Here is a 25,887-nt window from a genome sequence, read left to right as displayed (position 1 = left end):
TTTCTAAGATGGAAAAAGCCGCCAGAGCTTGGAGTATGAGATGAGCGACTCAATAGAAAAGGAATTGCAGAAGTTTGAGCTGCCCACGCGCACTGATTTTCCGTGGGTAACCACCACGATCACAGTGTTTGGCGTGGTGTTGTCTGCTTTGCACATTTGGTTTAATACCTTATCAACGTTACCAGAGTTATGGATTTCCGCGACCCACTTTGCTGGCTTTGCGGTGATTTGTGCGCTTTGGTATCCGGCTCATATCTCCCTCAAGCAGAGTAAGATTGCACTCGGCATTGATGTGTTAATTGCCATGGGCGCGGTCGCATGTTTACTCTACATTCCCTATGCCGAAGATGCGCTGTATGAACGTGGCGTGAAGTTCGTGACTAGCGATTGGGTCTTCGCCATCATGGCAATTCTGATTGTTATTGAGCTGATTCGACGCACCATGGGCTGGTTTATTCCAGTGCTGATTGTGGTGTGTTTGAGCTACGTTGTGCTTTGGGGTAAGTGGGCGACAGGTATTTTCCACTTCCCGGGTTTGAGCATGGAAACCTTGCTCTACCGCAGCTTCTATTCTTCTGAGGGCATGTTTGGCTCTATCTCGCGCATCAGTTGGACTTTCGTGTTCATGTTCATTCTGTTTGGGGCGTTTCTTGTTCGCTCTGGTGTCGGTGATTACATTATCAATGTGGCACGTGCTGCGGCTGGAAAAATCATTGGTGGTCCGGGTTTTATCGCAGTGATTGGCTCCGGTTTGATGGGCTCAGTGTCTGGCTCAAGCGTGGCAAATACGGTTTCAACCGGTGTTATCAGTATTCCTTTGATGCAAAAAGCAGGTTTTCCTTCGCGCTTCGCGGCGGGCGTTGAAGCTGCGGCGTCGACAGGTGGTCAGTTGATGCCACCAGTGATGGGAGCGGGCGCTTTCATCATGGCGTCTTACACGCAAATTCCTTATGTTGATATTATTGCCGTTTCTTTCATTCCTGCTCTTATCTATTTCTTGTCTGTGGCGTTCTTTGTGCGTATCGAAGCCAAACGTAGCGGCGTTCAAAAAATCACGACCAGCGATGAATCTCTATTGAAAGTGTTGATCAGCGGTTGGCACAACCTTATCCCACTGGCGGTATTGGTCACTTTGTTGGTTCAAGGTTTTACGCCAACTTACGCTGCGGGCTTGTCGATCATTTCAGTGGTGGTGGCTTCTTGGTTTTCGAAAGATCATAAGATGGGACCAAAAGCGATCATCGAAGCACTTTCGCAAGGTGCGAAAAACATGGCGACAACCGCCGTATTGCTGGTGGGTATTGGTTTGGTGATCAACGTGATCAGCACAACGGGCATTGGCAACACGTTCTCATTGATGATCGACGGCTGGGCGAATGGTGACTTGTTCATCATGATCGTTCTGATCGCGCTCGCTTCTCTTGTTTTAGGTATGGGTTTACCCGTTACAGCGGCGTATATTGTATTGGGTACACTGTCTGCCCCTGCGCTTTACAAGTTGATTGCGGAAAACCAATTGCTTGAATTGATGGTGTCAGGTCAATTGCCTGAACAAGCAAAAGCCATCTTTATGTTGGCAGCGCCAGAAAAGCTGGAACTGCTTAATGCACCAATGGCGTTGGAAACCGCGAAAGAAATGGTGGCGCTAGTACCTGCGGACTTTATGGAAACCCTACTAGAGCAAAGTTTGGGTATGGAAGCGGTAGGCTTGGCATTGCTGGCCGCTCACCTCATCATCTTCTGGTTATCGCAAGACAGCAACGTTACGCCTCCAGTCTGTTTGACCGCCTTTGCTGCGGCAACCATCGCGAAAACACCGCCAATGCGTACCGGTCTGATGGCGTGGAAAATCGCCAAAGGTTTGTATCTTGTGCCGTTGTTGATTGCTTACACAGGCTTAGTCAGTTGGGATGTGACGTCAGTCATTACCGTGGGCTTCTTTGCCATCATCGGTACTTATGCATTGATTGGTGCGATTGAAGGCTACTTAGAAGGCCCTCTAAACATTCTTACGCGTCTCTTGTTGGTAGTGGTGGGTACATTGCTGGTTTGGCACGACATACCAATGTTGGTTCGTGTGGCAAGCTGCGCGGTATTTGTCGCGATTTTTATTTACAGTGGTCGCAAGTTCAAATTGCAACAATCTCAACTATCGGTTTTATAAGAGGTCGTATGAAATCAGTCTATGACTACATCATTGTTGGTGGCGGTATCGTTGGCGTGTCGACAGCATGGCAACTGCAGCAACGTCACCCAGACAAATCCATTTTATTAGTTGAGAAAGAGTCCGGTTTTGCCAGGCACCAAACCGGACACAATAGCGGCGTGATTCATGCTGGGGTGTACTACGCACCGGGCAGCTTAAAAGCCGATTTTTGTAAGCGTGGGGTAGAGCGAACCATTTCGTTCTGCGCCGAGCACGATATTCCGGTGGAGAACTGTGGCAAGTTACTGGTTGCGACCAACGAGCAAGAAGTCGAACGCATGAATGCGCTTTATGAGCGCTGTCATGTCAACGGCATCGACGTAAAGCTACTCGATGAAGTTCAACTTAAACTGGCTGAACCAAACATCACGGGATTGGGCGCGATTTATGTCAAAACCACCAGTATTGTCGATTATCGTTTGGTCACTGAGCAGATGGCGGAAGAGTTCAAAAAGCTCGGAGGTCAAATCAGCCTGAGAACCAAAGTGGTGGCTGCCGAAGAGAAGGATGAGGAAGTCCAACTGACCTGCATTTCAGACGGTCAAACCATGCAGCTCAATGCCAAATTCTTGATCACTTGCAGCGGCTTGATGGCGGATCGCATGACTAAGATGATGTCTATTCCGACCGATTTCCAAATCATCCCTTATCGTGGTGAATACTACCGCTTAGATAGCAAACACGATCAAGTGGTGAATCATCTTATTTATCCAATTCCCGACCCTGATTTGCCATTCTTAGGTGTCCACCTAACGCGTATGATTGATGGCAGCGTGACCGTTGGTCCAAATGCGGTGCAAGGTTGGAAGCGAGAAGGGTACAACAAGGTTAATTTCAGCTTGCAAGATACCATGCAAATGCTCAGTTTCTCCGGTTTCTGGAAGGTGACACAAAAGCATCTAAAAACCGGACTGGATGAGTTTAAGAACTCGTGGTGGAAGCCGGGTTATCTCAAGCTGGTCAATAAATACTGCCCAAGCATCAAGGTGGAAGATCTCAAACCATATCCTGCGGGTATTCGTGCGCAAGCGGTGTTATCTGATGGCACTTTGGTTCATGACTTCTTGTTTGCCGAAAGCGCCAGAAGCCTGCATGTTTGCAACGCACCCTCTCCCGCAGCGACATCTGCAATGCCGATTGGGGAGTACATTTGCGATAAGGTGAATGAGAAGATAGAGGCTAAAACGGTATAAAACAAAGGCGACGTAACTGTCGCCTTTGCTATATTTGAAGCGAGGTTTTATGACTCGCCTTCTTTAGGGCAGAGTTCGCCTTTCTTAGCGTGTCTTTCGATCATGTAATCGCCTCGGGCACTGTGCAAGACTATCGCGTTCCAGACTTGGCCATCTTGCAACTCGAACTCAAACGCATAATGGGTGCCGCCGACCATTTTCGTTCTCACCTCATGAATTGCTTTCAATTTATCATCGGCATTCATTTGATAAAGCACCATGTTGAGTGAGCGTCTGGCGTCAGGAGTTGCTTGAGCAAGTTGCCAATGGCCCTGTTTGTCTGTTGTGGAGCAAATAGACCGCATTTTACCTTTCATGGCGGATGACATCTGCTTGTCTACGGACAATGCATTTGGTGAAAACAGTAGACCTGTCAAAGGAATCAAAGTTGCCAGAATCTGCTTTAAGGTCATAAAAACACTCCGTTGCTTTACTCTTGCTTGAGTATAGACCTCAATGACTTCAGATGTGGTGCAGTAGACTCTTGGTCTACAATATCGCAGTTCGTATCAGCGAACTGACGATAAACAAGGCGACCACGCTTGCCAGCCAAATGCCAATGAACCACAAAATGGGTTTTAGTTTCATTAGTGATATCCCTCTCCACGTTTCATCTTACCGCGGAAAACCCAATACGAATAAGCCGTGTAGGCTATGATAAGAGGAAGTAATACCACCGCACCGGCAAGTAAAAATGCCAAACTTTTATCTGGCGCGGCGACGTCTTGATAAGTGAGTGCGAATGGGACCAAGTAAGGAAATGTACTGACCCCGAAACCCATCGCGGAAACAAGAAACAGGCCGATGGCAAGTACATAGGCACGAACAGCTTTGTGGTCGAGTAAGGCTTTGAATAGCTGCCAAATGAGTGCCGCTGCAATAATTGGTAAGATGAAAAACAGCAGCGAGTTTGGTAATGAGAACCAACGTTCAAAGACGATATGTTGGCTCAATGGCAACCACAAACTGGCGATGAATATACAGGCTACCATTGCTAGCCCCCATCGTCGCGCGACCACGTAGTAACGCCCCATCAGCTCTTCTGGAAGCTTGATTAATAACCAGCATGAACCAAGCAGAATATAAGCACAAACAAGCGCCAAGCCACAAAATACGCTAAATGGCGAAAGCCAATCAAACCATCCACCTGCGTATGCTCGTTCACTAACCTCTATACCTTGGAGCAGGGTTCCGAGCATAATGCCTTGCATCAATGCCGCGGTGAGTGAACCAATGAAAAAAGCGCTATCCCATAAAAACTGTCCGCGTTGTGTTCGGAAGCGATACTCAAAAGAAACCCCGCGCAGAATTAACCCGAGCAGCATTAAAATCAGGGGAGCATAGAGTGCTGGCATAATGACCGCGTAGGCGAGGGGGAACACGGCAAAAAGCCCACCACCGCCAAGAACTAGCCAAGTTTCATTCCCATCCCAAACAGGAGCGATGCTGTTCATCATCATGTCGCGCTCTTCATCGTCATTAGCGCTGAGGAATAGGATACCAATACCGAGATCAAAGCCATCTAACACGACATAAATCAGAACGGCGAGCCCAATCAAAGCGTACCAAATTAATGCGTAATCCATGAGTTAGCTCCTAGGTTAGATGGTTAGAATGTGTGATGGCATCGGTTTTCGTGCCATCAGGAAGTCGGCTGTCTAAGCCTTCTTCATATCGAGTTGGAGACTTGCGCATCAAACGTAGGAGATAGAAGAAGCCAGCTCCAAATATCACAAAATAAACCACGATGAACGCCGTCAGGGAGACGCTCACCGCGGCGGCATCAATAGACGATGCCGAATTGGCTGTGGTTAAAAGACCGTATACGGTGTAAGGCTGTCGACCGACTTCGGTGGTTATCCAGCCTGCTAAAACTGCAATGAACCCCGCTGGGGCAAACAGGACACAAATACGTTGAAGTGCCCTTGAATCAAAAAGTTTGCGACGCTTTCTTAGCCATAGGCTCCACAAACCAATAACAAGCATGCCAAAACCAAGCGCGACCATTACTCGGAAAGACCAGAAAACGATAGAGACAGGAGGGTGTTCCTCCTCTGGAAAAGCATCTAATCCCTTCACTTTACCGTTGAGGTCATGAGTTAAAATCAAACTACCGAGTTTGGGGATTTCCAGTGCGTATTCCATACGTTTTTCTTCATCGTTAGGGATACCGAAGAGGATCAATGGCGCGCCTTGGTGAGACTCATAGTGCCCTTCCATCGCGGCAACTTTGGCGGGTTGATGTTCAAGGGTGTTCAATCCATGCATGTCTCCAGCAACGATTTGAATTGGTGTCACGATGGCTGCCATCCACATTGCCATCGAGAACATAATTCTGGCTAGTGGATTATGGTTTGCTTTTAGTAAGTGATAAGCGGCAACGCCCGCTACAACAAAGGCGGTAGTGAGGTAAGCGGCGAGCAACATATGAACGAGCCGATAAGGGAAGGAAGGGTTGAAGACAATCGCCCACCAATCTTCTGGGATAAACTGTCCGGCTTCGTTGATACTGTAGCCCGTTGGTGTTTGCATCCAGCTATTGACCGAAAGTATCCAAAACGCAGACAAAAACGTCCCGAATGCAACAATACAAGTCGCTGTGAAGTGAAGCTTCTTGCCTACCTTATCCATACCGAAGAGCATCACGCCTAAAAACCCCGCTTCGAGGAAAAACGCAGTGAAAACTTCATATCCCATTAACGGGCCTAAGACTGGGCCTGTTTTGTCGGCAAATACGCTCCAGTTGGTCCCGAATTGATAGCTCAACACGATGCCACTTACCACACCCATACCAAAACTGATGGCAAAGATTTTGAGCCAGTATTTATATATCTGCATGTACTGTTTGTTGCCCGTTTTTAAGTACAAGCCCTCTAACACGGCGAGGTAACTTGCCAAACCAATCGTAAACGCTGGAAAAATGATGTGGAAAGAGACAGTAAAGGCAAATTGGAATCTGGCTAAATCGATGGCGAGTGTATCCATGGGCATTCCCTTTTAAGTTTCGAATTAACAGTTCGCCGAATTAGAAGAGATGAGGGAGGAGCGACGAACAAAATGGAATACGAAGAAGGAAGGCTAAGAGATTAAAAAACGATCGCTTTTTACGGCAGTGCGTACCATCTTTTAGATAAAGGAGGAGTTGTTATGAGCCTTAAACACTACTTTGAGAAAGCGACACCTAAGTTTGGCCCAGGTGGGAAGTATCACAAGTTCTATCCATTGTTCGAAGCTGTCGAAACCATTTTTTACACGCCTGGTAAGGTTAACCAGGGCATGACTCACGTTCGAGATAGCATCGATTTAAAACGTATTATGATCATGGTGTGGCTGGCGGTCTTCCCTGCCATGTTCTGGGGTATGTACAACATAGGTCAGCAGTCCAGCGATGCTTTGTTGTATGGAATGGATCAAGCCTCAGCTCAGCAAGCGCTGGCCTCTTCGTGGCAACTGAGTTGGGTATGGGGCTCGTTAGATGCGGTTTCACAGGCGGGGTGGGCAAGTAAAATGTGGCTTGGCGCCACTTACTTTATTCCGGTTTATGCGACGGTGTTTATCGTTGGTGGTTTCTGGGAAGTTCTGTTTGCTATTGTTCGAAAGCATGAGGTGAACGAAGGCTTTTTTGTCAGCTCTATACTATTCGCGCTGATCCTTCCTCCGACAATTCCACTGTGGCAAGCGGCTTTAGGTATCACTTTCGGTATTGTTGTGGCGAAGGAGATTTTCGGTGGTACGGGGCGAAACTTCTTAAACCCGGCACTAGCAGGGCGAGCCTTCTTGTACTTCGCTTATCCCGCTAACATGTCTGGCGGGGCTGTTTGGGTTGCGGCAGATGGTTACTCTGGCGCTACACCGCTGAGCCAATGGTATGAAGGTGGACAAAGTGCCTTGATAAATAGTATGACGGGACAGCCAATTTCATGGGGAGATGCTCTTGTTGGTAATTTGCCAGGCTCGATGGGTGAAGTCTCCACGCTGTTGATTGCATTAACAGGCTTTATTCTTATCTTTATGAAGATAGCGTCGTGGCGAATCGTTGCAGGCGTGTTGGTTGGTTTAGTGGCGGCTTCATTATTATTGAATGCGATCGGTTCGGACTCTAACCCAATGTTCTCCATGCCGTTTTACTGGCACTTCGTGATTGGTGGGGTCGCGTTTGGTACCTTCTTTATGGCGACAGATCCTGTCTCGGCGGCTTTTACCAATGGCGGTAAATGGGCATACGGACTATTAATCGGTGTGATGACGATTTTTATCCGAGTGCTGAACCCAGCTTATCCAGAAGGCATCATGTTAGCGATTCTATTTGCTAACTTATTCGCGCCACTTTTCGATTATTTAGTCAAAGAAAGTAATATAAAACGCAGAATGAAAAGGGCGAGACCTTCTTAAAATGAGGGTGACTTCACTGAAAGTTGATTGAAAACTGCACTATATTGAAAAGGTCAGAAACATGGGGTTTCTGGCTTTTTATTTTTATCAGGAGGACGAAGACGATGAGAATAAAGGATATTCTCGATAGCCGTTTGGTGCTGTCGTTCTGGTACAACCTAGACTACTGCTTGTCTCTTCTTAGTAAAATCTCTTCTCGTTGATTTCCTCAATGCAACCGCATTGAAAAGCATTTTATCTATTTGTTTTTTTAGTCTTACGTGATAGCGCGTAGGGCAATGCGTATAAGGAAATTAACAATGAAACGTATTCCAGAACCTTTCCGTATCAAAATGGTTGAGCCAATCAAAATGACCACTTTGGCAGACCGTGAAGTCGCGTTAAAAGAAGCGGGTTATAACCCATTTCTTCTTCGTAGTGATGATGTTTATATCGATTTGCTGACTGACTCTGGCACTGGTGCCATGAGTGATAATCAGTGGGCTGGCATCATGATGGGGGATGAATCCTATGCGGGTAGCCGAAATTACTACAACCTGTGTGATGCAGTAGAGCACTTCTTTGGTTACAAGCTCACCGTGCCTGCGCACCAAGGGCGTGGTGCCGAGCAAATTTTGTTCCCAGCTTTGATTGAGCGTATGCGTCAAGTGCGTGGTGGTGAAACGCCAGTATTTATATCGAACTACCATTTTGATACCACCGCGGGTCACATCGAGCTCAATGGCGGTAAAGCAATTAACGTGGTAACGGAAGAAGCATTCGACACCACTACGCCTTATGATTGGAAGGGCAACTTTGATATCGATAAGCTGGTGGCAACAATTGAAGCGCACGGTTCACATAACATTTGTGCGATTATCACCACGATTACTTGTAATAGCTCCGGTGGCCAGCCTGTGTCGATGGAAAACATGCGCAGCGTGTACGAGATTGCAACCAAGTACGATATTCCAGTGGTGATTGACTCGGCTCGTTACTGTGAGAACGCCTACTTTATTAAGCAGCGTGAAGAAGGGTACGAAGATAAATCGATTCTGGAAATCATTCGCGAGATGTACCAATACGGTGACATGCTCACCATGTCGGCTAAGAAAGACCCGATGGTAAACATTGGTGGTATGTGTTGTATTCGTGATCATAAAGAGTTGTTCCAAGCAGTGCAGACACGTTGTGTACCCATGGAAGGATTTGTGACATACGGTGGTATGGCTGGGCGTGATATGGAAGCGCTCGCTCGCGGTTTGTATGAAGCGGCAGATGAAGATTTTCTTCACTACCGAATTAGCCAAGTTCAATACTTAGGTGAGCGCTTACGTGAAGGCGGTATTCCAATTCAATACCCAACGGGTGGTCACGCAGTGTTTGTGGATGCCGCTAAGATTTTGCCACATATTCCAACGGATCAGTTCCCTGCGCAGGTATTGTGTAATGCCTTGTACTTGGAGGCGGGTATTCGAGCAGTAGAGATAGGATCACTACTGCTTGGTCGTGACCCTGATACGGGTAAACAAAAAGCGTCAGAGTTAGAATTAATGCGTTTGACCATTCCACGCCGCGTCTATACCAACGACCATATGGATTACATTGCGGATGCGATTATCGAGCTGAAAAATCGTGCACATGAGTTAAAAGGGCTCACTTTTGAGTATGAACCACCAGTGCTGCGCCACTTTACTGCTCGGTTTAAAGAAATCGATTAATTAAGGTTTGAATATATAAAAGCAAAAGGCCGCGAGTTTCGCGGCCTTTTTCGATTTGTTTCTTAGCGTTACAGTTACGCCAACTCTAATGTAATGCGAACGAACTGATCGTCCTGGTACTGCACTTCATAATTGAATGTACCACTGGCGTAAATGCTGCCAAGGAAAAGTGAACGTTGGCTCATTGGTCCACGGAACAGCATCGAAATAGGAGCGATTAGGGCGTTATTATCATCGAAATGCTGATTTAAGTTCTCAGAAAGCACACATAGTAAACAGCCGTGTTGGTCGTGAGATAAGTCGACGTCTTCCGGTCGAGATAATAATACGGTAGTCCCCAACTTCTTCTCAATCTCGTTAATCAACAGCAAGTAGCTATCTAGATCGGGTTGAGGATTGCTGGGTTTGTCTGCACCGACACAGCGCTCGAGTAATGCTTCCAGATTTCCGTTCTCACCTTTTGCCTGCTGAGTCAAAGATTTTAACGGCTTTTTAATCAGCTTATAGCGATTACTCTTCAGTTTTGGTTTCAGCCATTTCTGAAGTAAGTCATTACGTTCTTTAAGGGAGAGGCCATGCGAGGACGCGTGAATTTTAAAGTGCAGGTGCAATAAAGCGTGAACCGCAAGCTCACTCAGAAGTTGGTTAGCATCTGTAGACTGTCTTGCCTGCTTAGAATTTTGCATTACACTCGAACAAAATTAGGGAAGAAGGATAATGGTGCCGAGAGAGGGACTCGAACCCTCACACCAAAGGCACTAGCACCTCATGCTAGCGTGTCTACCAATTTCACCATCTCGGCATCATGATGCTCTGAATACTCAGAGGCCTCGAAAAGAAGCACCGCGAATTGTATAACCAAAATCCATCTTTTGGCGAGAGCAAAATGACGAATTTTGGATCTTTCGAGTTTGATTGCGTATTTATTGGTCACTTTTGCGTTTTTTACCATAAAAGTCTGTCCTTATGCCCTTACTTTTATTAACAGTATGACGACAAAAGAACGTTTTTGCCTAAATTTTGAACGCTTGAACGTTTGCGTAAATAAATGTGATGAATATCTCTTTTTGTTGGCTATACTTGCGTCCCGTTTAAGCGGGAATTAGGGTTTAGTTGTTCAGGACCCTTACCCATACAAGCCGTCACATGGAGCAGGCCAAGCAATACGCTCGCCAGCAGTGAATGACCCCACGGACCGGACCAGCTACGTTCAATTGCTTGTATAAGGTAAAAATAAGATGTCGAACTATTCGTTCTGTCTACATTCTGGATCTGAAGGCGAGTTATCACTCGCTGCGTTGTCCCTTTCTTCTGCCAATTCCTTTGGCTCTTTTTTCTTTTTCAACGTTCAGTAGGTCCAGCTCATGAGTGTTCTATTTAGTCTATTTGGTATTGTTGCACTGCTAGGTTGTGCTTTCCTACTTTCTGAGGGCCGTTCTTCCATTAATTGGAAAACCGTATCTCGCGCCTTGATGCTACAAATGGGATTTGCTGCCTTAGTGCTTTATTTCCCATTAGGTCAGGCGGCGCTGGCGAGTTTAAGTAATGGTGTCGCGGGGCTACTCAGCTTTGCTGATGAGGGGATTAAATTCCTCTTTGGTGACCTCGCTTCTTCTGGCTTTATCTTCGCTATTCGTGTCCTTCCTATCATCATCTTCTTCAGTGCTCTTATCTCCGCCCTTTACTACTTGGGCATCATGCAAAAAGTGATTCAATTTATTGGCGGCGCTATCCAGAAGTTCTTGGGTACGAGCAAAGCAGAGTCTCTGGTTGCAACAGGTAACATTTTCTTATCTCAAGGCGAGTCCCCACTTCTTATTCGTCCATTTCTTTCGAACATGACTCGCTCTGAACTGTTTGCTGTGATGGCTGGTGGTATGGCTTCAGTGGCGGGCAGTGTGCTTGGTGGTTATGCCGGTTTAGGTGTCGACCTAAAATACTTGATTGCGGCAAGCTTTATGGCAGCTCCAGGGAGTTTGATGATGGCAAAAATCATTGTTCCTGAACGCCAAACGCCAAGCGATTACAACGATATTGAGCTAGATAAATCAGAAGAAAGCAACGTTATTGATGCGCTAGCAAGCGGTGCGATGGGCGGTATGAAAGTGGCCGTTGCTGTTGGTACCATGCTTATCGCTTTTGTTAGTGTTATCGCGATGGTGAACACGGGACTAGAAAACTTAGGTGACATACTTGGTTTCTCTGGTGTGACGCTACAAGCGATTTTTGGTTACTTGTTTGCACCTCTAGCGTGGTTGATTGGTGTGCCAAGCCACGAAATCCTTGCTGCGGGTTCATACATTGGTCAGAAAGTGGTGATGAATGAGTTTGTTGCGTTCATCGATTTTGTACAGCACAAAGCGACGCTCTCTGAGCATACTCAAGTCATCATCACTTTTGCGTTGTGCGGCTTTGCAAACATTGGTTCAATTGCGATTCAGCTGGGTTCTATCGGCGTGATGGCACCTGAGCGCCGCAAAGATGTAGCAAGTTTAGGCCTAAAAGCGGTTGCTGCTGGCACACTCGCTAACCTGATGAGTGCGTGTTTAGCGGGTATTTTCATCTCGCTCTAATTTAGATTGAAGATGCGCACTAAAAACCCGCCTAAATGGCGGGTTTTATTATTTCTAAGGCTTAGGTATTAAGCCGTAGGGTATTGATTTAAAAGCGTCAGGGTGCTCTTGATAAGTTGGCGCTTTATGTACCCCTTTCCAATCGAGCAGCATGATGGCTAGCACGTTACGGTGCTCGCCGTACTTGAGATCAAAACTCCCATCGACCGATGGAATCATTCCTTTTTCAGCGTTGATTGCGTGACGAATGGCTTGGCGGGTTTTCTCGACAACCGGATCGTGATCCAAGCCTGCTAACAAAAACGAAATGCCGACTTCTGCAATTACGTCTTCTTTGGCGCGCAGTAGGATAGTGTCGATGTTGTTGCGAAAGTAATCATAAATCCATTGGTGTTTCTTTTCGCTTACTCGTTCTTGATAGTACTGTGAGTCGGCAAAGATGATGTGCGTCATACCATAGAGTTTATTCCAATACTGCTGCGCTGAAAGCATCTTATCTTTATCGTCAGGATAGGTGTTACGGAAGGTTTGAGTGAATTCGTCGACCACATCTTGCTCGCCTAGCTGGCGAAGCCAGTAGACTTGGTTTGCGAGCTGAGCTGCCCACGCCTCTATCATTTCTTTGTCCGTAACGTAACGCGAGAAATCGTAGCGCCTCAGGATCTTTCTTAGCGTCTTGTCTTGCTTATGTTTCAGACCATATTCGTTTGCTCTTGCCATTGCGCCAAGCAAATCCACGCCAAGATAAAGATATTCAGGATGGTGTTTAGTGACGGTATAGCGTCGTTGCCCTCGCTCACTTTTTTTCTCTTGATACGCGGTCAATCTTTGTGATGAATAAAGAATTATGTCTTCAGGTTCAACGACTTCATTAGCAAATCGGTTTAATCGGCTAGCTACTTGTGCCATGTCGGTCCAAACGGCAGCGAGATATTTCTCATCTAACGTCTGGCGGTACATGCGTAAGCCAAAGTGCCCCTCTTTAAACGCAGGTAAAGTGAACAGTTCCTGCTCGTAGGTACTACGAATCAACTGTGCTGATTGAGCATTATCTAGGAGCGGTATCTCTTCTTGTGATGCCTGAACAGCAAAGGTAAGTGAGCAATAGAGTAAGACCGCTAAGCTAAGAGGTTTGATACGCATAAATCCATTCCCTATGAAGTCCTGAATCTAAACCTACCATCAATATTAATTAAGAATGTAAAAGCTGAGTCAATAGTTAAAAATCTGTCGAAAAGTCAGATTGATACGTTCACCTTTGGTTTTTGCGGTTTTTGGTACACAGTGTTTCCAGTGATGTTGGAGCTCGCCAGCCATAACCAATAAGGAGCCGTGAGAAAGCTCATATTCAATCTCAGTTTTACAATGTAAATTTCTGAGCAAAAATCGACGTGTTTCACCTAAATTCAAAGAGGCGATAACCGGGTTTCTACCTAGCTCTGGTTCATTGTCTTGGTGCCAGCCCATCGAATCTTGGCCGTGTCGGTATAGGTTGGCAAGTACAGAGTTGAAGGCTACATCCGCAATCGTCTCACAGCGCACTTTGAGCTGAGTTAACTCAGGAGTCCAAGGGTGAGGCTGCATGGTCAAGCCAGAGTAAGTATATGCTGCATCACCATGCCACGCTTGTAAACGAGGTTGAAGTACTGACTTGCCGAACATGGTAATGCGCTCTTGATGCCATGGCAGTGTTTTCAGAAGTTGGTCAAAGTAGTGCTCCGCTTCTAGATGGCTAAGAAAATAAGGATCGTAATAGAGTTTCCCCCTTTCTACTTCTTGCCACTGAGTACCGTCAAATAAATCGCCTTGTTGATGCATCATCTCATACCTAAAACATAAAAAATTTTAATCACTGTTACCTTTCCGATTGGGATTGGTTATTCTTGTAATAATAAGAATTTTAACAATAAATAAAAATCTCGTAACGATATACGAGTTGTGGGGAGAAAATGCGTTATTTACCCAGAAAGCGATGCTATTTTGCATTGTTCTTCCTCTGTTTTTTCGCTTTATGCGTTGGGGTTATTGAGCTGTTGCATCGAAATCAGCAAGAGCTTCACCAAGAGCGAGTTCAAGTTGAGGCCAAAGAACAACTTTCCACCCTCCGTTCCAATTTGGAAGCGGTACTTATGGCGGATATCTATAAAGCCAGTACCTTGGCGACACTCATTACTTTACTGCCTAAAAACCAAGAAGACGAATTGAACATTGCGGCTCACCGCATTCTGAACAAAAGCAAACATATTACGATCATTGGCATCGCGAAGAATGATGTTATCAGTCATATATTTCCCCGCCAAGGTAATGAGCGTTTAATTGGCCTCGATTACCGAACGGTGCCACAGCAGTGGGTGCAGGTGCAAAAAGCCAAGGATATACAAGAAATATTTATAGCAGGGCCTGTCAACTTGATTCAAGGCGGCAAAGGCTTGATCGTGCGGGTTCCGGTTTTTCTTGATCCACCGTTGAACCAAGATTATTGGGGTGTGATCAGTGCGGTGATTAATTTTGATGCTCTGATGCGAGAAACTGGCGTGATCGATTTCTCTTATCGCTATCCTTTGATGATTCGTGGTTACGACAGTGGCGGTGCTTTTGGTGACGTTTTCTTTGGCGCACTGAGTGAAACCAAAACGCCATACGCGAAAGAAATGGTTCATTTTCCTTATGGTGGGTGGAGTATGGTGGTTTTCTCCGGAGACAAACTCGACCGTCAAATTCCTTGGCATCAGCTTTATTTAGCAAGGCTCATCGGTTATCCCATTGTTTTTGCACTGAGCCTCGCGCTTATTGCGATTTATCGCTTGTACACCATTGCGGATGATAGAGCACTGCATGATGAACTGACGCACTTACCAAACCGTCGCTATTTTATGAAGTTTTACAAGCAGCAGTTTGAAATAGCGAAACGTTACAAAAAGCGTTACAGCTTCGCCTTAATCAATATAGATCTGGATAGGTTTAAACATATTAACGATACCTATGGTCATGACGCAGGCGACAAGGTCTTAGTCGCTACGGCTGAAAGAGTGAGAAGCTCTCTGCGTAAATCAGATATAGTGGCCCGAATGGGAGGGGATGAGTTTTTAGTTGTCGTTCATAACCCTGGGACGGAAGAAAATGTTCAGTCTCTGCTACAAAAGCTCAGGTTAGCTTTATGTTCGACGCCCGTGATTTACGATGAAGCGCTCATCTACCTGAGAACCAGCATTGGGTACGCGATATTTGATCCGGACATGTCATCTCCAGAGCAAATGATGAAAATAGCCGATGAGAGAATGTATCAACAAAAACATGGCGGATGAACCTGAGCCCAGTTTCAATCAGGGCTTTGGAGCAGTGGTAAGGTTAAGAATCCGAAATCTCACCATCATTTGGGTATAAGAATATATGACTTTACATGTTAATAGACTCTTTGCTGAGAGAGTCATTATTAGCAGTGCATGAAGTGGCATATTTGCATGTTATTGCATTTTGCAAATGCAGTTTGCGAAATTTATGGTCAATAAAGCAACGATATGCATCTGGATCTATTAAAAAACGGCCTTTTTAAAGTTGGCACGCATCGTGCTTTATCTAGAGTGACCCTTATTAAGCCGAGGGTCACCTAGCCAACTGACGTTGTTAGTGAATACACATTGTTCACAAGTATATACCGCCAATCACGATTATTGTGATTGGCGTTTTTTCTTTCTAGAGACCAATAATATTCACGTCGTCACCTGTCTCATCGGCTTCTCCGCACTTACTGTAACAACTAGGCTGCCTTGGACAAACGGCCCCTCTTGAGCAGATTAGCCTAGCTTGGGTTTGAATACCTCGTTCTATCCAATTGATGTTTAATATCTTAGCGATGGTTGTTAAGTCTTTTTTGATGTGGGGAGGAATGATACTACTTCCGCCGGAAGCGACACAAAGTGACTTCAGCTCTTCCGCAATAGAAACCGCATCACCACCTTGTGCAGAAATCGCAGGGTTTAAATCTATCCCCGCGCACAACACTCGGTTGTTCCCCGCAGGGTCAAATACGTTGACTGATTCACAACAGTAAATACGTGGCTCGTCGCCCACATTCAAAATCGAAATTTGCGCTGAACTGGTATCCAAAGGTTGGGCTAGACGTCTAAATACGGCCCAGTGTTGGCAAGGATCGTTCACTTTGCGCATATTGCCCCAAGGAAGCGGGATGCCATTTCCACGATATACCGCTTTCAACTTGCCCGGACCATAGGCATCAAAGTAGTGCCAATGAGGGTACGGAGAAACCACGGTCATACGACGCATCGCAACGGAAGGAGAAACGCCGGCCTTTTTGTGAACATCAATTTCGTAACCGGAACGATCAAGCAACTGACGAAATGGTACTTTGGGGCAAAGCAAGGCACCAGCAAAAAAGCTGGACTCAAAATCGCGCCAAGCTTGTAGGATATCTTGCGAGTTGAGCTCAGAGTTGGAAACTGGGCTGTCCATTTGCTCCCAGTTGTTTTGATGCCCAATAGATAAAACGTTATTCATTGCATCACTGCTATGGAGCACGCGATGGCCGATGTATACCGCCAAGTCATATTTCAATCGGGTTGGGTAGTCACGCATTCGTTTATTGAGATAAATGGTGCCAGGTGGCTCCATGAAAGACGTAATCAACTGTTTGGCGCTGACGCCCAGTTCATCAATCACATCCTGTGGTGCTCGGTCTACCCAGCGAATATCCAATCCCATGCTTTTCGCAATATCTATCAGATCTTCTACCGATAGATTCAGGCGTTTCAAGCCGACCTCTTCGGCTGCGCGTTCTAAATCAGGAAAATGGTTTTGATGGTTCTCTTGGTGCGCACGGATTAGCAAGTGGGCGAATTGACGTCCAGTAATACCCGTTTGAGACAACATCTCTGGAATCGCGATTTGGAGAATATCATTGGAGAACAAAAAGCTCGGCTCCAATGCCATACCGTTGATACCGCCACGATTCCCTTTGTTGGGTGTAATGGCTTCTAATTCCGGTTCATCATCTAAAAACCACGCAGGATCTTTTTGAAAAACTTCCGCGATTACTTCGAGCATATCAATACTCGGGACGCGTTTTCCGCGCTCTATCATCGAAAGGTAAGATACCGACGGTGCGTACTCAGGATTGATCCTTACACAGCGTGCAGATAAATCCTCCATAGTTAAATGGTTGTTTTTTCTTAGGTTTCTAATTTTTGTACCTAGAAAATGGGACTGACGAATAAGGCTTTTTGACACAGACATTTTGTAAAATTCACATTGTAAAATTTTTGTTGTGAAATTGTAGTCAATATTTCGCTAGTCTACATAATAAGCAGGCAAGGAAATTAACCATCAACTTCACAGAATTGCCTGAAACTTAAACGAAGGAATTAAGTTTTTACTCTAGGACGAGTTTTTTAAGTGCGAGGATATGACGATGAATATGCTGAACTTCGATAAAAAAGAGATGCAACAACAACAACGCCCATTTATCGCTGAAGCTGTATTTGCCGTCGAAGCGGTAAGTGCTGAGCAGCAGAGCGAGAAGCAAGTAAAAGCGAAGCAACTACTAGACCGCATGTTCCCATTGGAGAACGGGTCGCACCAAAATGTATCAAGTTACGTAATTGATTACCGCCATGTATTGGCTTACTTCAAAGACGGCACACACAGCGGCCTGAAAAGCCCAAAACACTTTGTGGCGTATACGGGTGAGAAAGAAGATCCAAAATCGATCTTGTTTAAAGACGATTCAGGTAACCACGTAGAAGTGCTATTTGGCTGTCATAAAGGCACCGGTTGTGTGGAGTTGATGGATATTGATGACATTCAACTGGAAACACGCACTACGTTTAATCCTGAACTGACGGGGAATGCGCCGACGGCGATGCGCCACTGGATCAGCTTAATCAAAGGCGACAAAAAAGGTAAGCCGATGGCATGTAGTGAAGATAAAGAATACACTGCGAAAAACGGTGACGACTATATTCTAAGCTACTGCTACAGTGTCGATTAAGATGTGAAGCGCCAGATAAATAGACCCCGCACTCAATAGTGCGGGGTTTTTATTCTATTTCGAAAAAGTCGGTCCTATTAACCAAGCTTACATAACAAGTTGATTTAAATGGGCATTACGCGGTTACGACCGAGTTGTTTTGCCTCATAAAGTTGCTTATCGGCTTTATTGACCAGAGCTTCAGGTGTATCACCCACCTCATATTCTGCTACCCCAAAAGAAGCGGTAATGCTGTGAACTTGTGTACCAGAACGCTTATCTCTGATGCGCAGTTTTTCTATCATGCGGCGTAGGGTGTCTGCATATTGGCGAGCAATTCGCAGAGACTTATTGGGCACAATTAAAGCGAACTCTTCACCACCAAAACGATACGCGCATATTCCATCTCGACAGCTTTGTTGTAGTCGACGGGCAATGGCTTTTAGCACCGTATCGCCGAAAAGATGGCCGTAATTGTCGTTAAATGACTTGAAATGGTCGATATCAAGCATGATCAAGGTCATTGCTTGATTTGATGCGATAAGCGAAGACAGATCTTTATCAAAAGCTCGACGGTTGTAAAGGTTGGATAGACCATCAAATAATGCGTCTTGCTGTACTTCAGCCAGCTGATTTTTGAGGCGAGAAATTTCTTCACTCGCATTAGTTAATTGGCTATTCAAAAACTTTGTCGAGTGACGAATTTCGTGTGACTCTGCGACAAGTTGACGAATCACCACCATCACTTCTTCAATACTTAAGCTGTTGTCTTCAACTTTTTCTAGCTTATTAAAACTTTTGTCTACCATTTCAGAAAAGGAAGAAGTATCTGAAAGTGTATCGCTCATCGAGCTGGACACTTCATGCAGCAGAACTTCTACATTGGTTCTAAGATCTTCAAGGCTAGTTTCTGCTTTACTGGCAACATAGTTGTTATAAAGCTGTTTATTGGTTGCAGGCGGGCAGATACCGTAGTTTTCTAACACCGTATCTAACTCAAAGTTGAGTTCAGGAATGGTCTTGTCAACGTAGGTATACCAAAGCGCATAGTTGGCTGGCGTGGCAGCAACATGATTTTTGATCATTAGTGGGACCGCTTTTTTCAAATTAGCGGTCGATTTTTTAAACTCGTCGGTCATTTCTGCGATGGTACTAGCAAAATGGAATTGGACTTAGATTAACGGATATTAACCAATATCGCTTTAATTTTTATCATTTTTGCATGGTTTATATAAAAAATGAGTGATTAAGACCGTTATCAATATCGCCAAATTTTAATTTTATAAAATCTTAGTATGAAACATGCGCAAACGATGTTTTGGTGTTAAGGGCTCTAAGATGACCAGCCAATTGGTTTAGTGAGATTGTCAGTAACCTAATGATCGTAAAGCTCTATTGCCCGTACAACAACGAGTGGAATAAAAGACTTAGCGCTTAGGCTATTTGCAACAAGAACGCGGGACTCCGAGTTTACAAAAACGAGTTTACAAAAAGAGGGTGCGACTTGGATAAGAAAATAGGACTGTATTGGTTCACTAATGACCTGCGTTTGCATGACAACCCGCTGTTGATAGACGCTTGTGCAGAAATGGATGAGTTAATTTGTTTATATTGTCGCCCCTCGGTGACACCTTACTTGCAGCACTTTGCGCAGGAGACCTCTTTAGGGTGTGCGAAATTGCAGTTTCTCGAGGCATCGCTTAATGAACTTAATCAATCTTTAGCTAAATTGGGGCAACGATTATGGACGGTTGAACTGACGCCCTATCAAGCGATCAAATATGCCATCAGTCATTTCGGTATCACTCATATTTATGCTGATGCGTTTGCTGGTTCGGATGAGCAACAGGCACTAGAGCTTGCAATTAAAGGCACTCCCCATGTGAACATCAAACAGCAAGCGATCCGCACTTTGTTGCGCGAAGAACAGTTGCCATTTGAATTAAGGCAACTGCCTGCGACCTTCACGAAATTTAGAAAGCAGGTCGAAGGTTTAGACCTCTCTCAACCTTACGAGAGCGTTCATGCTTTACCGCCAGTACCTTCAGGTATGAATTTTCCTACCGCCACGACATATTACTTTGACACCAAACCAGCATTTGATGGCGGAGAACTGAGTGGTCTTGTACATTGTCGACGCTATTTTGCTTCAAGTTTAGCGAGCGAATATAAACAGACGCGCAATGGGCTTGATGGGGTGGAGTATTCAACTAAATTTTCACCTTGGTTAGCTCATGGTTGCGTCTCTCCTACAATCATTTATGCCATGCTCAAACAATATGAGCGGAAGAACGGAGCAAATGATTCAACCTATTGGATCTATTTCGAGTTGTTGTGGCGGGAATACTTTTATTGGTACGCGAGAAAGTATCAACAGAAGTTGTTTCGATTTGGCGGTATCGCCAACCAGCCACCACTGACCAGTTTTTATGCGCAACGCTTTAAGCAGTGGAAGAAAGGCGAGACACCTTTTCCAATAGTTAACGCATGTATACATCAGCTTAATAAAACGGGTTATATGTCTAACCGAGGGCGCCAACTGGTCGCGAGCTGTCTGGTTCATGAACTCGGACTCGACTGGCGCTACGGTGCTGCTTATTTTGAAACTCAGTTGATTGATTACGATGTCGGCTCTAATTGGGGCAACTGGCAGTATTTGGCTGGTGTTGGCGCTGACCCACATGGCTCACGTCAGTTTAATCTAGAAAAGCAGACACAAACTTATGATCCAGATTTTTCATTTATCGACAAATGGCAGGGGAGATGCGTGGGCGTACATCTTGATAGTGTCGATATGGTGGATTGGCCGATTGCGCCAAAAAAAGAGAGCGGGAGATAACCAATGCATTACGAGACGGTTCGGCTCATTCTTGGTGACCAACTTAATAGCGAGCATTCGTGGTTTCAACGTGTAGACGACTCGGTGCTTTACCTTGTCGCTGAGTTAAAACAAGAAAATACTTACGTTACGCATCACATTCAAAAGGTGTGTGCTTTTTTCTCTGCGATGGTGAATTTTGCTAACGAGCTGCAGGAAGAAGGGCATCAAGTTTTACACCTCACGTTGGATGACACACAATCTTTCGAGGATCTTGCGCAAGTCTTACAACACTACGTGAGTGAAGTTGGTGCAAGTAAGTTTGAATATCAACGTCCCGACGAATACCGTTTACTAGAGCAGTTAGCCAAACTAAAGCTTGATGGGGTCGTGATGCGCAGCGTCGATTCGGAACACTTTTTGTTACCGTTTGAGGAAATAGAATCGCAGTTTCCTCAAGGTAAACACATCATGATGGAGCACTTTTACCGCCGGATGCGTAAGCGTTTCAACATTTTGATGCAAGACGGTAAGCCTATTGGTGGAAAGTGGAACTACGACGCCAATAACCGAAATAAACTTAAAGCAAAAGACATTGAACAGCTGCCAAAGCCATTAATGTTTAGTCATGACGTCAGTGATATTGTCGAGCGCTTAGGTCGGCACAACATTCAAACCATAGGTAAATTAAATGGTGATTTACTTTGGCCAGTAAGTCGCTCTCAAAGCATGTCTTTACTCGCGCATTTTTGTCAGGTCTGTTTGCCACTGTTTGGTCGTTTTCAAGACGCCATGACAGGTCAGCACGAGGCTAAATGGAGCTTGTATCATAGCCGGATTTCGTTCTCGCTGAACAGTAAGCTGCTGAATCCGCGAGAGGTGATTGACGCTTCACTTAAGGCATTTCATGCCAATGCCGACATAGACATTTCTCAAGTAGAAGGTTTTATTCGTCAGATCTTGGGATGGCGAGAGTACATCAGAGGCGTTTATTGGGCGAACATGCCTCATTACCCGAAAAAGAATGAACTGGAAGCGAGTAGAAAGCTGCCAGACTTCTTCTGGAACGGCGAAACCAAAATGGCCTGTATGCGCAACGCGATTGGTCAGTCTCTCGATTATGCCTACGCACACCACATCCAACGTTTGATGGTCACTGGTAACTTTTGTTTGCTAACCGAGATAGATCCAGACCAAGTGGATGAGTGGTATCTCGGTATCTATGTTGATGCGATTGAATGGGTAGAAATGCCCAATACACGTGGCATGGCATTGTTTGCGGATGACGGCATTGTTGGCACCAAACCTTACGCGGCGAGTGGTTCTTACATCAACAAAATGAGCGACTACTGTAAGGGTTGCCATTACGACAATAAGGCGAGGAGCGGGGAAGGATCGTGTCCGTTTAACAGCTTGTATTGGCGCTTTATGAACAAACACGACAAACGCTTAGCAACGAATCCACGTATAGGGATGATTTTCCGATCTTGGGACAATATGGAAGAGCAGCAACGCCAAGCGATATTAGATACCGCAGAGCACTATATGGAAAACTTGGAGAGCTTGTAATGGACATACTGATCGTTGGTGGAAATGGCGGCATTGGATTGGCGATGGTTCAACAAGCGCTAGTTCGCTTTCCCCAAGCTCGCGTGCATGCCACTTATCGTAATCACCAACCAGATTGGCAACACCCAAATGTATTTTGGCATCAAGTGGATGTATCGCAGGACGAGCAGGTGAAAGCACTCAGTGAGCAAATTGAACATGTTGATTGGTTGGTGAACTGCGTTGGTATGTTGCACACCCAAGATAAAGGTCCTGAGAAGAATCTTAGCTCGCTCGACGCAGACTTTTTTCAGCAAACCATCATGGTTAATACTTTGCCGAGTTTACTGTTGGCGAAATACTTCACGCCCAAGTTAAAACGCAGTGCCAACCCTAAGTTTGCGACCATTTCGGCCAAAGTTGGCAGTATTAGTGATAATCACTTAGGCGGTTGGTACAGCTATCGTGCATCGAAAGCCGCGTTAAATATGTTCCTCAAAACCATGTCGATTGAATGGCGGAGAATGGTCAAACACGGGACTGTACTCGCTCTTCACCCAGGCACAACAGATACGGCTTTGTCGGCACCTTTTCAAGCGAATGTACCTGAAGGAAAGCTGTTTAGCCCAGAGCGTGTCGCGCGAGACTTATGGGGATTGATTGACAAAGCAACCCCGCAGGATAGTGGGGCATTTTGGGCTTATGATGGTGCCTTGTTACCTTGGTGAAGCGCAGCTTGGTCTGGGCCACGTTACCTTGGAAAATAAGGCTAGCAGTGCGGCATAAAGTTTTTGTGGTTCTAACTTTTGACTGATTTGTTTCTTCGGCAGCGCTCAGAACAGTAAACGACTTCGTCCCAATTTCTTGCCCATTTCTTTCTCCAAGAAAATGGGCGATGGCAAACAGAGCAGATTTTGGTTGGTAATTGTGTTTTAAAACCTTTCATCTGGTCCTCCCCATTCGCCATCGTATGCCCTTGAAGTTGAATGAATACGAACTATTTATCAAAGAGATACAGATACTCTTCATACCCCTGCGTTTTCATTTCACTTACAGGTACAAATTTCATTGCCGCAGAGTTCATGCAGTAGCGTAATCCTGTTGGCTTCGGACCGTCTTTAAACACATGACCAAGGTGAGAATCGCCAAACTTACTGCGAACTTCCGTTCTTGGATAAATCAGCTTGTAATCGGTTTTTTCAACGATGTAACCTGGGTTGATTGGCTTAGTGAAACTTGGCCAACCCGTCCCTGATTTGTATTTATCGGTAGAAGAAAACAACGGCTCACCAGTTACGATATCAACGTAAATCCCCGCTTCTTTGTTGTCCCAATATTCGTTGTCGAACGGACGCTCGGTGCCTTCTTCTTGCGTTACGTAGTATTGCAACTCTGTTAAGTTTGATTTGATCTCGGACTTAGCAGGCTTACTGTACGCTTTCACTTTCGATAGCAACTTTTTTTCTTCGATCAACTGACGAAGCGTTTTTGGGGTCTCTTTACGATCATCACCAAATACTTCATCCAAGTATTTATCTCGACCAGACGCATAGCGGTAATACTTATACTTTAAGCTGCTCTTTTTGTAATAGTCTTGGTGATACTCTTCTGCAGGATAAAACTTCTCAAACTCGATCAGTTCTGTTTTCAACGGTTTGGGATAGATCATCGCCTTGTCGATTTCCATTATAAACTGTTCTGCGATCTGCTTTTGTTCCGCGTTATGATAGAAAATAGCAGGGCGATACTGTGGGCCACGGTCGACAAAAGAGCCTTTATCGTCAGTAGGATCGATATGACGGAAAAAGTAGTCCAACACTTGCTCGTAACTAACCACTTTAGGATCGTACTTAACTTCGATCACTTCTATGTGACCTGATTTACCTGATGAAACTTGGCGATAAGTTGGGTTTTCAACATGACCACCAGAATAGCCTGATACGACATCGACTACGCCAGTCAACTGTTCCAAATCCGATTCTGTACACCAGAAACAGCCGCCAGCCAGTGTCGCGATTTCTGCATTCTCTGAAGCCTTCATCTTATCCATCGTATCGGCGGTGCCTGCTTTACTCAAAAGTAGGAACAAGACAGGAAGTGCGAAAGAGAATCCGACCAATAACTTAGATATATTCTTCATAGCTACCTCAACGTTGTTTTCCGTAGAAAGTGTGACTGAAATAAAAAGTGTTACGTATAGAGAAAGGCAACCGAGCGAAAAAATTACAGCAATGTTGAAAATTCCGTTGCCCTTTTATGCGAGAAAGCTAAAGTATCGACACGAAATACACCGCTTGATAGGGCAACGATGTCTTCAACGAGCGATGCTAAATGAGGTAAATCATGCAAGCAGAAGTTAAATGGGTAGAAGATTTTAAATTCCTTGGGCAATCTCAGTCGGGTCACTCCGTAGTGATGGATGGCAATGGCGGTGCAACGGCACCAAGCCCAATGGAAATGGTACTAATGGCCGCTGGTGGCTGTAGCTCTGTCGATGTTGTCGACGGTTTGAAAACGGCAGGCCAAAAGGTCTTGTCAGTTAATGCCAAGCTAACCACAGAGCGTCGTGAAACCGCACCACGTATCTTTACGCAAGTGAATATCCACTTTGAAGTTTCAGGTGACGAGCTTGACCCAGAAGTCGTAGCAAAAGTGGCGGCTGACTCGCTAGAAAAATACTGCTCGGTTTGCTTAATGCTAGGTGAAGGTGTTGAGATGACCCACAGCTGGGAAATCGTGTAAGTCGACAGACTCCACAAAATATAAAAACAGGAAAGAGAAAAGTGCAGGCTTTTCTCTTTTTTTATTCCGCAATTCACGTACCGTGTGATTAATCTGAAAGTAGTAATCGCAGGTTTTAGGAGTCTCCCAGTGACAGAACTCGAAAAAATGATGTCTGGTCAAATCTTTGATGGCATGGACAAAGAAATTGACGCCATTAGAAGTCATGCTCTTCAAGCACTTAGAGCGCTCAATAACAATACCGACGAAAGTCAGCGCGACGAATTACAAAAACAGCTGTTTGGCAAAGCGGGTCTTTGCATTGTTCAAGCCCCTTTCCATTGCGAGTTCGGTAAAACCATCGAAATAGGCGAAGAAACCTTTATCAACATGAATGTGGTCATGCTTGATGGCGCTAAAATTACCATCGGGAACCACGTGCTAATCGGTCCAAGCGTGCAATTGTATACGGCTTCTCATTCTGTTGATTACCGAAGTCGCCGACGTTGGGAGACGTTTTGTAAACCTATCACGATTGAAGATGATGTGTGGATTGGTGGTAACTCCGTCATTAACCAAGGTGTAACGATTGGTGCTCGCTCGGTGATTGCGGCGAACTCGGTCGTCAACCATGATGTGCCGCCAGATTGTCTATACGGAGGCACACCTGCTAAGTTGATTCGTCGTCTCAACGAAGAAGAGTAAGAATCGATA

The 25,887-nt window shown here is 45.3% G+C and carries 23 protein-coding genes and 1 tRNA gene; 12 read left to right on the top strand and 12 right to left on the bottom strand.

What is annotated here, in order from left to right:
* The first annotated feature begins 40 nt into the window (after nucleotides 1-40).
* Complete coding sequence (locus MTR11_RS16905; protein WP_182036949.1) at nucleotides 41-2,164, top strand: TRAP transporter permease; 2,124 nt, start codon at nucleotides 41-43, stop codon at nucleotides 2,162-2,164.
* 8 nt (nucleotides 2,165-2,172) lie between these two features.
* Nucleotides 2,173-3,399, top strand: a complete 1,227-nt coding sequence (gene lhgO, locus MTR11_RS16900) for an L-2-hydroxyglutarate oxidase (RefSeq protein ID WP_243328090.1) — start codon at nucleotides 2,173-2,175, stop codon at nucleotides 3,397-3,399.
* A gap of 47 nt (nucleotides 3,400-3,446) precedes the next feature.
* On the opposite strand, the gene MTR11_RS16895 is transcribed toward lhgO, so the two are convergent.
* From MTR11_RS16895 to MTR11_RS16885, 4 genes are all read right to left on the bottom strand, one after another.
* Complete coding sequence (locus MTR11_RS16895; RefSeq protein ID WP_243328089.1) at nucleotides 3,447-3,851, bottom strand: cystatin; 405 nt, start codon at nucleotides 3,849-3,851, stop codon at nucleotides 3,447-3,449.
* A gap of 76 nt (nucleotides 3,852-3,927) precedes the next feature.
* The gene (locus MTR11_RS24225) at nucleotides 3,928-4,026 is read right to left on the bottom strand and encodes a DUF2474 family protein (RefSeq protein ID WP_134645372.1); all 99 of its coding nucleotides are present in this window, start codon (nucleotides 4,024-4,026) and stop codon (nucleotides 3,928-3,930) included.
* Nucleotides 4,026-5,024: a cytochrome d ubiquinol oxidase subunit II gene (gene cydB / locus MTR11_RS16890; RefSeq protein WP_243328088.1), complete on the bottom strand. Its 999-nt coding sequence runs from the start codon at nucleotides 5,022-5,024 to the stop codon at nucleotides 4,026-4,028. Before cydB ends, MTR11_RS24225 begins: the two co-directional genes overlap by 1 nt.
* Before the next feature lie 10 nt (nucleotides 5,025-5,034).
* Complete coding sequence (locus MTR11_RS16885; protein ID WP_243328087.1) at nucleotides 5,035-6,423, bottom strand: cytochrome ubiquinol oxidase subunit I; 1,389 nt, start codon at nucleotides 6,421-6,423, stop codon at nucleotides 5,035-5,037.
* Nucleotides 6,424-6,585: 162 nt separating this feature from the next.
* Between MTR11_RS16885 and MTR11_RS16880 the strand changes: the two genes are divergently transcribed.
* Nucleotides 6,586-7,830: an NADH:ubiquinone reductase (Na(+)-transporting) subunit B gene (locus MTR11_RS16880; protein ID WP_047007977.1), complete on the top strand. Its 1,245-nt coding sequence runs from the start codon at nucleotides 6,586-6,588 to the stop codon at nucleotides 7,828-7,830.
* Between the two features lie 299 nt (nucleotides 7,831-8,129).
* Nucleotides 8,130-9,530, top strand: a complete 1,401-nt coding sequence (locus tag MTR11_RS16875) for a tryptophanase (RefSeq protein ID WP_048624681.1) — start codon at nucleotides 8,130-8,132, stop codon at nucleotides 9,528-9,530.
* A gap of 74 nt (nucleotides 9,531-9,604) precedes the next feature.
* Here the strand turns inward: MTR11_RS16875 and MTR11_RS16870 are convergent, their stop codons facing one another.
* Both MTR11_RS16870 and MTR11_RS16865 read right to left on the bottom strand, forming a co-directional pair.
* On the bottom strand, nucleotides 9,605-10,216 hold the full coding sequence (locus MTR11_RS16870) for a DUF2913 family protein (RefSeq protein ID WP_243328086.1): 612 nt from the start codon (nucleotides 10,214-10,216) through the stop codon (nucleotides 9,605-9,607).
* A 32-nt stretch (nucleotides 10,217-10,248) separates the two neighbouring features.
* A tRNA-Leu gene (locus tag MTR11_RS16865) sits at nucleotides 10,249-10,332 on the bottom strand.
* Between the two features lie 562 nt (nucleotides 10,333-10,894).
* Between MTR11_RS16865 and MTR11_RS16860 the strand changes: the two genes are divergently transcribed.
* On the top strand, nucleotides 10,895-12,103 hold the full coding sequence (locus tag MTR11_RS16860) for a NupC/NupG family nucleoside CNT transporter (RefSeq protein ID WP_005393641.1): 1,209 nt from the start codon (nucleotides 10,895-10,897) through the stop codon (nucleotides 12,101-12,103).
* A gap of 54 nt (nucleotides 12,104-12,157) precedes the next feature.
* Here MTR11_RS16860 and MTR11_RS16855 read toward each other — a convergent pair whose 3' ends face one another.
* Together MTR11_RS16855 and MTR11_RS16850 are read right to left on the bottom strand one after the other, a co-directional pair.
* Nucleotides 12,158-13,246, bottom strand: a complete 1,089-nt coding sequence (locus tag MTR11_RS16855) for a DUF3541 domain-containing protein (RefSeq protein ID WP_243328085.1) — start codon at nucleotides 13,244-13,246, stop codon at nucleotides 12,158-12,160.
* Between the two features lie 69 nt (nucleotides 13,247-13,315).
* Nucleotides 13,316-13,921 carry an alpha-ketoglutarate-dependent dioxygenase AlkB family protein gene (locus MTR11_RS16850; protein WP_243328124.1) on the bottom strand — a complete coding sequence of 202 codons (606 nt, stop codon included), beginning with the start codon at nucleotides 13,919-13,921 and terminating at the stop codon, nucleotides 13,316-13,318.
* A 131-nt stretch (nucleotides 13,922-14,052) separates the two neighbouring features.
* On the opposite strand from MTR11_RS16850, the gene MTR11_RS16845 reads away from it, so the two are divergent.
* A complete protein-coding gene (locus MTR11_RS16845) occupies nucleotides 14,053-15,408 on the top strand; it encodes a diguanylate cyclase (RefSeq protein WP_243328084.1) in 1,356 nt (451 codons plus the stop codon).
* 388 nt (nucleotides 15,409-15,796) lie between these two features.
* Here MTR11_RS16845 and MTR11_RS16840 read toward each other — a convergent pair whose 3' ends face one another.
* Complete coding sequence (locus MTR11_RS16840) at nucleotides 15,797-17,353, bottom strand: DUF3612 domain-containing protein (RefSeq protein ID WP_243328083.1); 1,557 nt, start codon at nucleotides 17,351-17,353, stop codon at nucleotides 15,797-15,799.
* 175 nt (nucleotides 17,354-17,528) lie between these two features.
* Here MTR11_RS16840 and MTR11_RS16835 point away from each other — a divergent pair, with 175 nt between their 5' ends.
* Nucleotides 17,529-18,107, top strand: coding sequence for a hypothetical protein (locus MTR11_RS16835; RefSeq protein ID WP_243328082.1), 579 nt, complete (start codon nucleotides 17,529-17,531; stop codon nucleotides 18,105-18,107).
* A gap of 104 nt (nucleotides 18,108-18,211) precedes the next feature.
* Here MTR11_RS16835 and MTR11_RS16830 read toward each other — a convergent pair whose 3' ends face one another.
* Nucleotides 18,212-19,225: a GGDEF domain-containing protein gene (locus MTR11_RS16830; protein WP_005393654.1), complete on the bottom strand. Its 1,014-nt coding sequence runs from the start codon at nucleotides 19,223-19,225 to the stop codon at nucleotides 18,212-18,214.
* A 365-nt stretch (nucleotides 19,226-19,590) separates the two neighbouring features.
* Between MTR11_RS16830 and MTR11_RS16825 the strand changes: the two genes are divergently transcribed.
* Genes MTR11_RS16825 through MTR11_RS16815 form a run of 3 tightly spaced genes read left to right on the top strand, consistent with a single transcriptional unit; the run spans nucleotide 19,591 to nucleotide 23,180 of the window.
* On the top strand, nucleotides 19,591-20,925 hold the full coding sequence (locus MTR11_RS16825; protein ID WP_243328081.1) for a DASH family cryptochrome: 1,335 nt from the start codon (nucleotides 19,591-19,593) through the stop codon (nucleotides 20,923-20,925).
* Between the two features lie 3 nt (nucleotides 20,926-20,928).
* Nucleotides 20,929-22,473 carry a cryptochrome/photolyase family protein gene (locus MTR11_RS16820; RefSeq protein WP_243328080.1) on the top strand — a complete coding sequence of 515 codons (1,545 nt, stop codon included), beginning with the start codon at nucleotides 20,929-20,931 and terminating at the stop codon, nucleotides 22,471-22,473.
* Nucleotides 22,473-23,180, top strand: a complete 708-nt coding sequence (locus MTR11_RS16815; RefSeq protein ID WP_167427216.1) for an SDR family oxidoreductase — start codon at nucleotides 22,473-22,475, stop codon at nucleotides 23,178-23,180. Before MTR11_RS16820 ends, MTR11_RS16815 begins: the two co-directional genes overlap by 1 nt.
* A gap of 71 nt (nucleotides 23,181-23,251) precedes the next feature.
* Here the strand turns inward: MTR11_RS16815 and MTR11_RS16810 are convergent, their stop codons facing one another.
* Entirely contained in the window at nucleotides 23,252-23,398 is a 147-nt protein-coding gene (locus tag MTR11_RS16810; protein WP_074189751.1) for a DUF2256 domain-containing protein, read from the bottom strand.
* A 51-nt stretch (nucleotides 23,399-23,449) separates the two neighbouring features.
* The gene (gene msrB / locus MTR11_RS16805) at nucleotides 23,450-24,592 is read right to left on the bottom strand and encodes a peptide-methionine (R)-S-oxide reductase MsrB (RefSeq protein ID WP_167427217.1); all 1,143 of its coding nucleotides are present in this window, start codon (nucleotides 24,590-24,592) and stop codon (nucleotides 23,450-23,452) included.
* Nucleotides 24,593-24,795: 203 nt separating this feature from the next.
* On the opposite strand from msrB, the gene MTR11_RS16800 reads away from it, so the two are divergent.
* Both MTR11_RS16800 and MTR11_RS16795 read left to right on the top strand, forming a co-directional pair.
* A complete protein-coding gene (locus MTR11_RS16800) occupies nucleotides 24,796-25,194 on the top strand; it encodes an OsmC family protein (RefSeq protein WP_005393675.1) in 399 nt (132 codons plus the stop codon).
* Nucleotides 25,195-25,323: 129 nt separating this feature from the next.
* Nucleotides 25,324-25,878, top strand: coding sequence for a sugar O-acetyltransferase (locus MTR11_RS16795; protein ID WP_005393677.1), 555 nt, complete (start codon nucleotides 25,324-25,326; stop codon nucleotides 25,876-25,878).
* The last annotated feature ends 9 nt before the right edge of the window (nucleotides 25,879-25,887 follow it).

The sequence above is a fragment of the Vibrio sp. CCB-PB317 genome (genome assembly GCF_022808245.1).
GTDB classification, from domain to species: Bacteria; Pseudomonadota; Gammaproteobacteria; order Enterobacterales; family Vibrionaceae; genus Vibrio; species Vibrio diabolicus.
This window is presented reverse-complemented; position numbering and strand designations above follow the sequence as displayed.

What these genes read in the sequence shown, in the direction of transcription:
- MTR11_RS16905 (WP_182036949.1), top strand. Translation starts at nt 41, where the DNA reads ATGAGCGACTCAATAGAAAAGGAATTGCAGAAGTTTGAGCTGCCCACG.
- lhgO (WP_243328090.1), top strand. Translation starts at nt 2,173, where the DNA reads ATGAAATCAGTCTATGACTACATCATTGTTGGTGGCGGTATCGTTGGC.
- MTR11_RS16895 (WP_243328089.1), bottom strand. Translation starts at nt 3,851, where the DNA reads ATGACCTTAAAGCAGATTCTGGCAACTTTGATTCCTTTGACAGGTCTA.
- MTR11_RS24225 (WP_134645372.1), bottom strand. Translation starts at nt 4,026, where the DNA reads ATGAAACTAAAACCCATTTTGTGGTTCATTGGCATTTGGCTGGCAAGC.
- cydB (WP_243328088.1), bottom strand. Translation starts at nt 5,024, where the DNA reads ATGGATTACGCATTAATTTGGTACGCTTTGATTGGGCTCGCCGTTCTG.
- MTR11_RS16885 (WP_243328087.1), bottom strand. Translation starts at nt 6,423, where the DNA reads ATGGATACACTCGCCATCGATTTAGCCAGATTCCAATTTGCCTTTACT.
- MTR11_RS16880 (WP_047007977.1), top strand. Translation starts at nt 6,586, where the DNA reads ATGAGCCTTAAACACTACTTTGAGAAAGCGACACCTAAGTTTGGCCCA.
- MTR11_RS16875 (WP_048624681.1), top strand. Translation starts at nt 8,130, where the DNA reads ATGAAACGTATTCCAGAACCTTTCCGTATCAAAATGGTTGAGCCAATC.
- MTR11_RS16870 (WP_243328086.1), bottom strand. Translation starts at nt 10,216, where the DNA reads ATGCAAAATTCTAAGCAGGCAAGACAGTCTACAGATGCTAACCAACTT.
- MTR11_RS16860 (WP_005393641.1), top strand. Translation starts at nt 10,895, where the DNA reads ATGAGTGTTCTATTTAGTCTATTTGGTATTGTTGCACTGCTAGGTTGT.
- MTR11_RS16855 (WP_243328085.1), bottom strand. Translation starts at nt 13,246, where the DNA reads ATGCGTATCAAACCTCTTAGCTTAGCGGTCTTACTCTATTGCTCACTT.
- MTR11_RS16850 (WP_243328124.1), bottom strand. Translation starts at nt 13,921, where the DNA reads ATGCATCAACAAGGCGATTTATTTGACGGTACTCAGTGGCAAGAAGTA.
- MTR11_RS16845 (WP_243328084.1), top strand. Translation starts at nt 14,053, where the DNA reads ATGCGTTATTTACCCAGAAAGCGATGCTATTTTGCATTGTTCTTCCTC.
- MTR11_RS16840 (WP_243328083.1), bottom strand. Translation starts at nt 17,353, where the DNA reads ATGTCTGTGTCAAAAAGCCTTATTCGTCAGTCCCATTTTCTAGGTACA.
- MTR11_RS16835 (WP_243328082.1), top strand. Translation starts at nt 17,529, where the DNA reads ATGAATATGCTGAACTTCGATAAAAAAGAGATGCAACAACAACAACGC.
- MTR11_RS16830 (WP_005393654.1), bottom strand. Translation starts at nt 19,225, where the DNA reads ATGACCGACGAGTTTAAAAAATCGACCGCTAATTTGAAAAAAGCGGTC.
- MTR11_RS16820 (WP_243328080.1), top strand. Translation starts at nt 20,929, where the DNA reads ATGCATTACGAGACGGTTCGGCTCATTCTTGGTGACCAACTTAATAGC.
- MTR11_RS16815 (WP_167427216.1), top strand. Translation starts at nt 22,473, where the DNA reads ATGGACATACTGATCGTTGGTGGAAATGGCGGCATTGGATTGGCGATG.
- MTR11_RS16810 (WP_074189751.1), bottom strand. Translation starts at nt 23,398, where the DNA reads ATGAAAGGTTTTAAAACACAATTACCAACCAAAATCTGCTCTGTTTGC.
- msrB (WP_167427217.1), bottom strand. Translation starts at nt 24,592, where the DNA reads ATGAAGAATATATCTAAGTTATTGGTCGGATTCTCTTTCGCACTTCCT.
- MTR11_RS16800 (WP_005393675.1), top strand. Translation starts at nt 24,796, where the DNA reads ATGCAAGCAGAAGTTAAATGGGTAGAAGATTTTAAATTCCTTGGGCAA.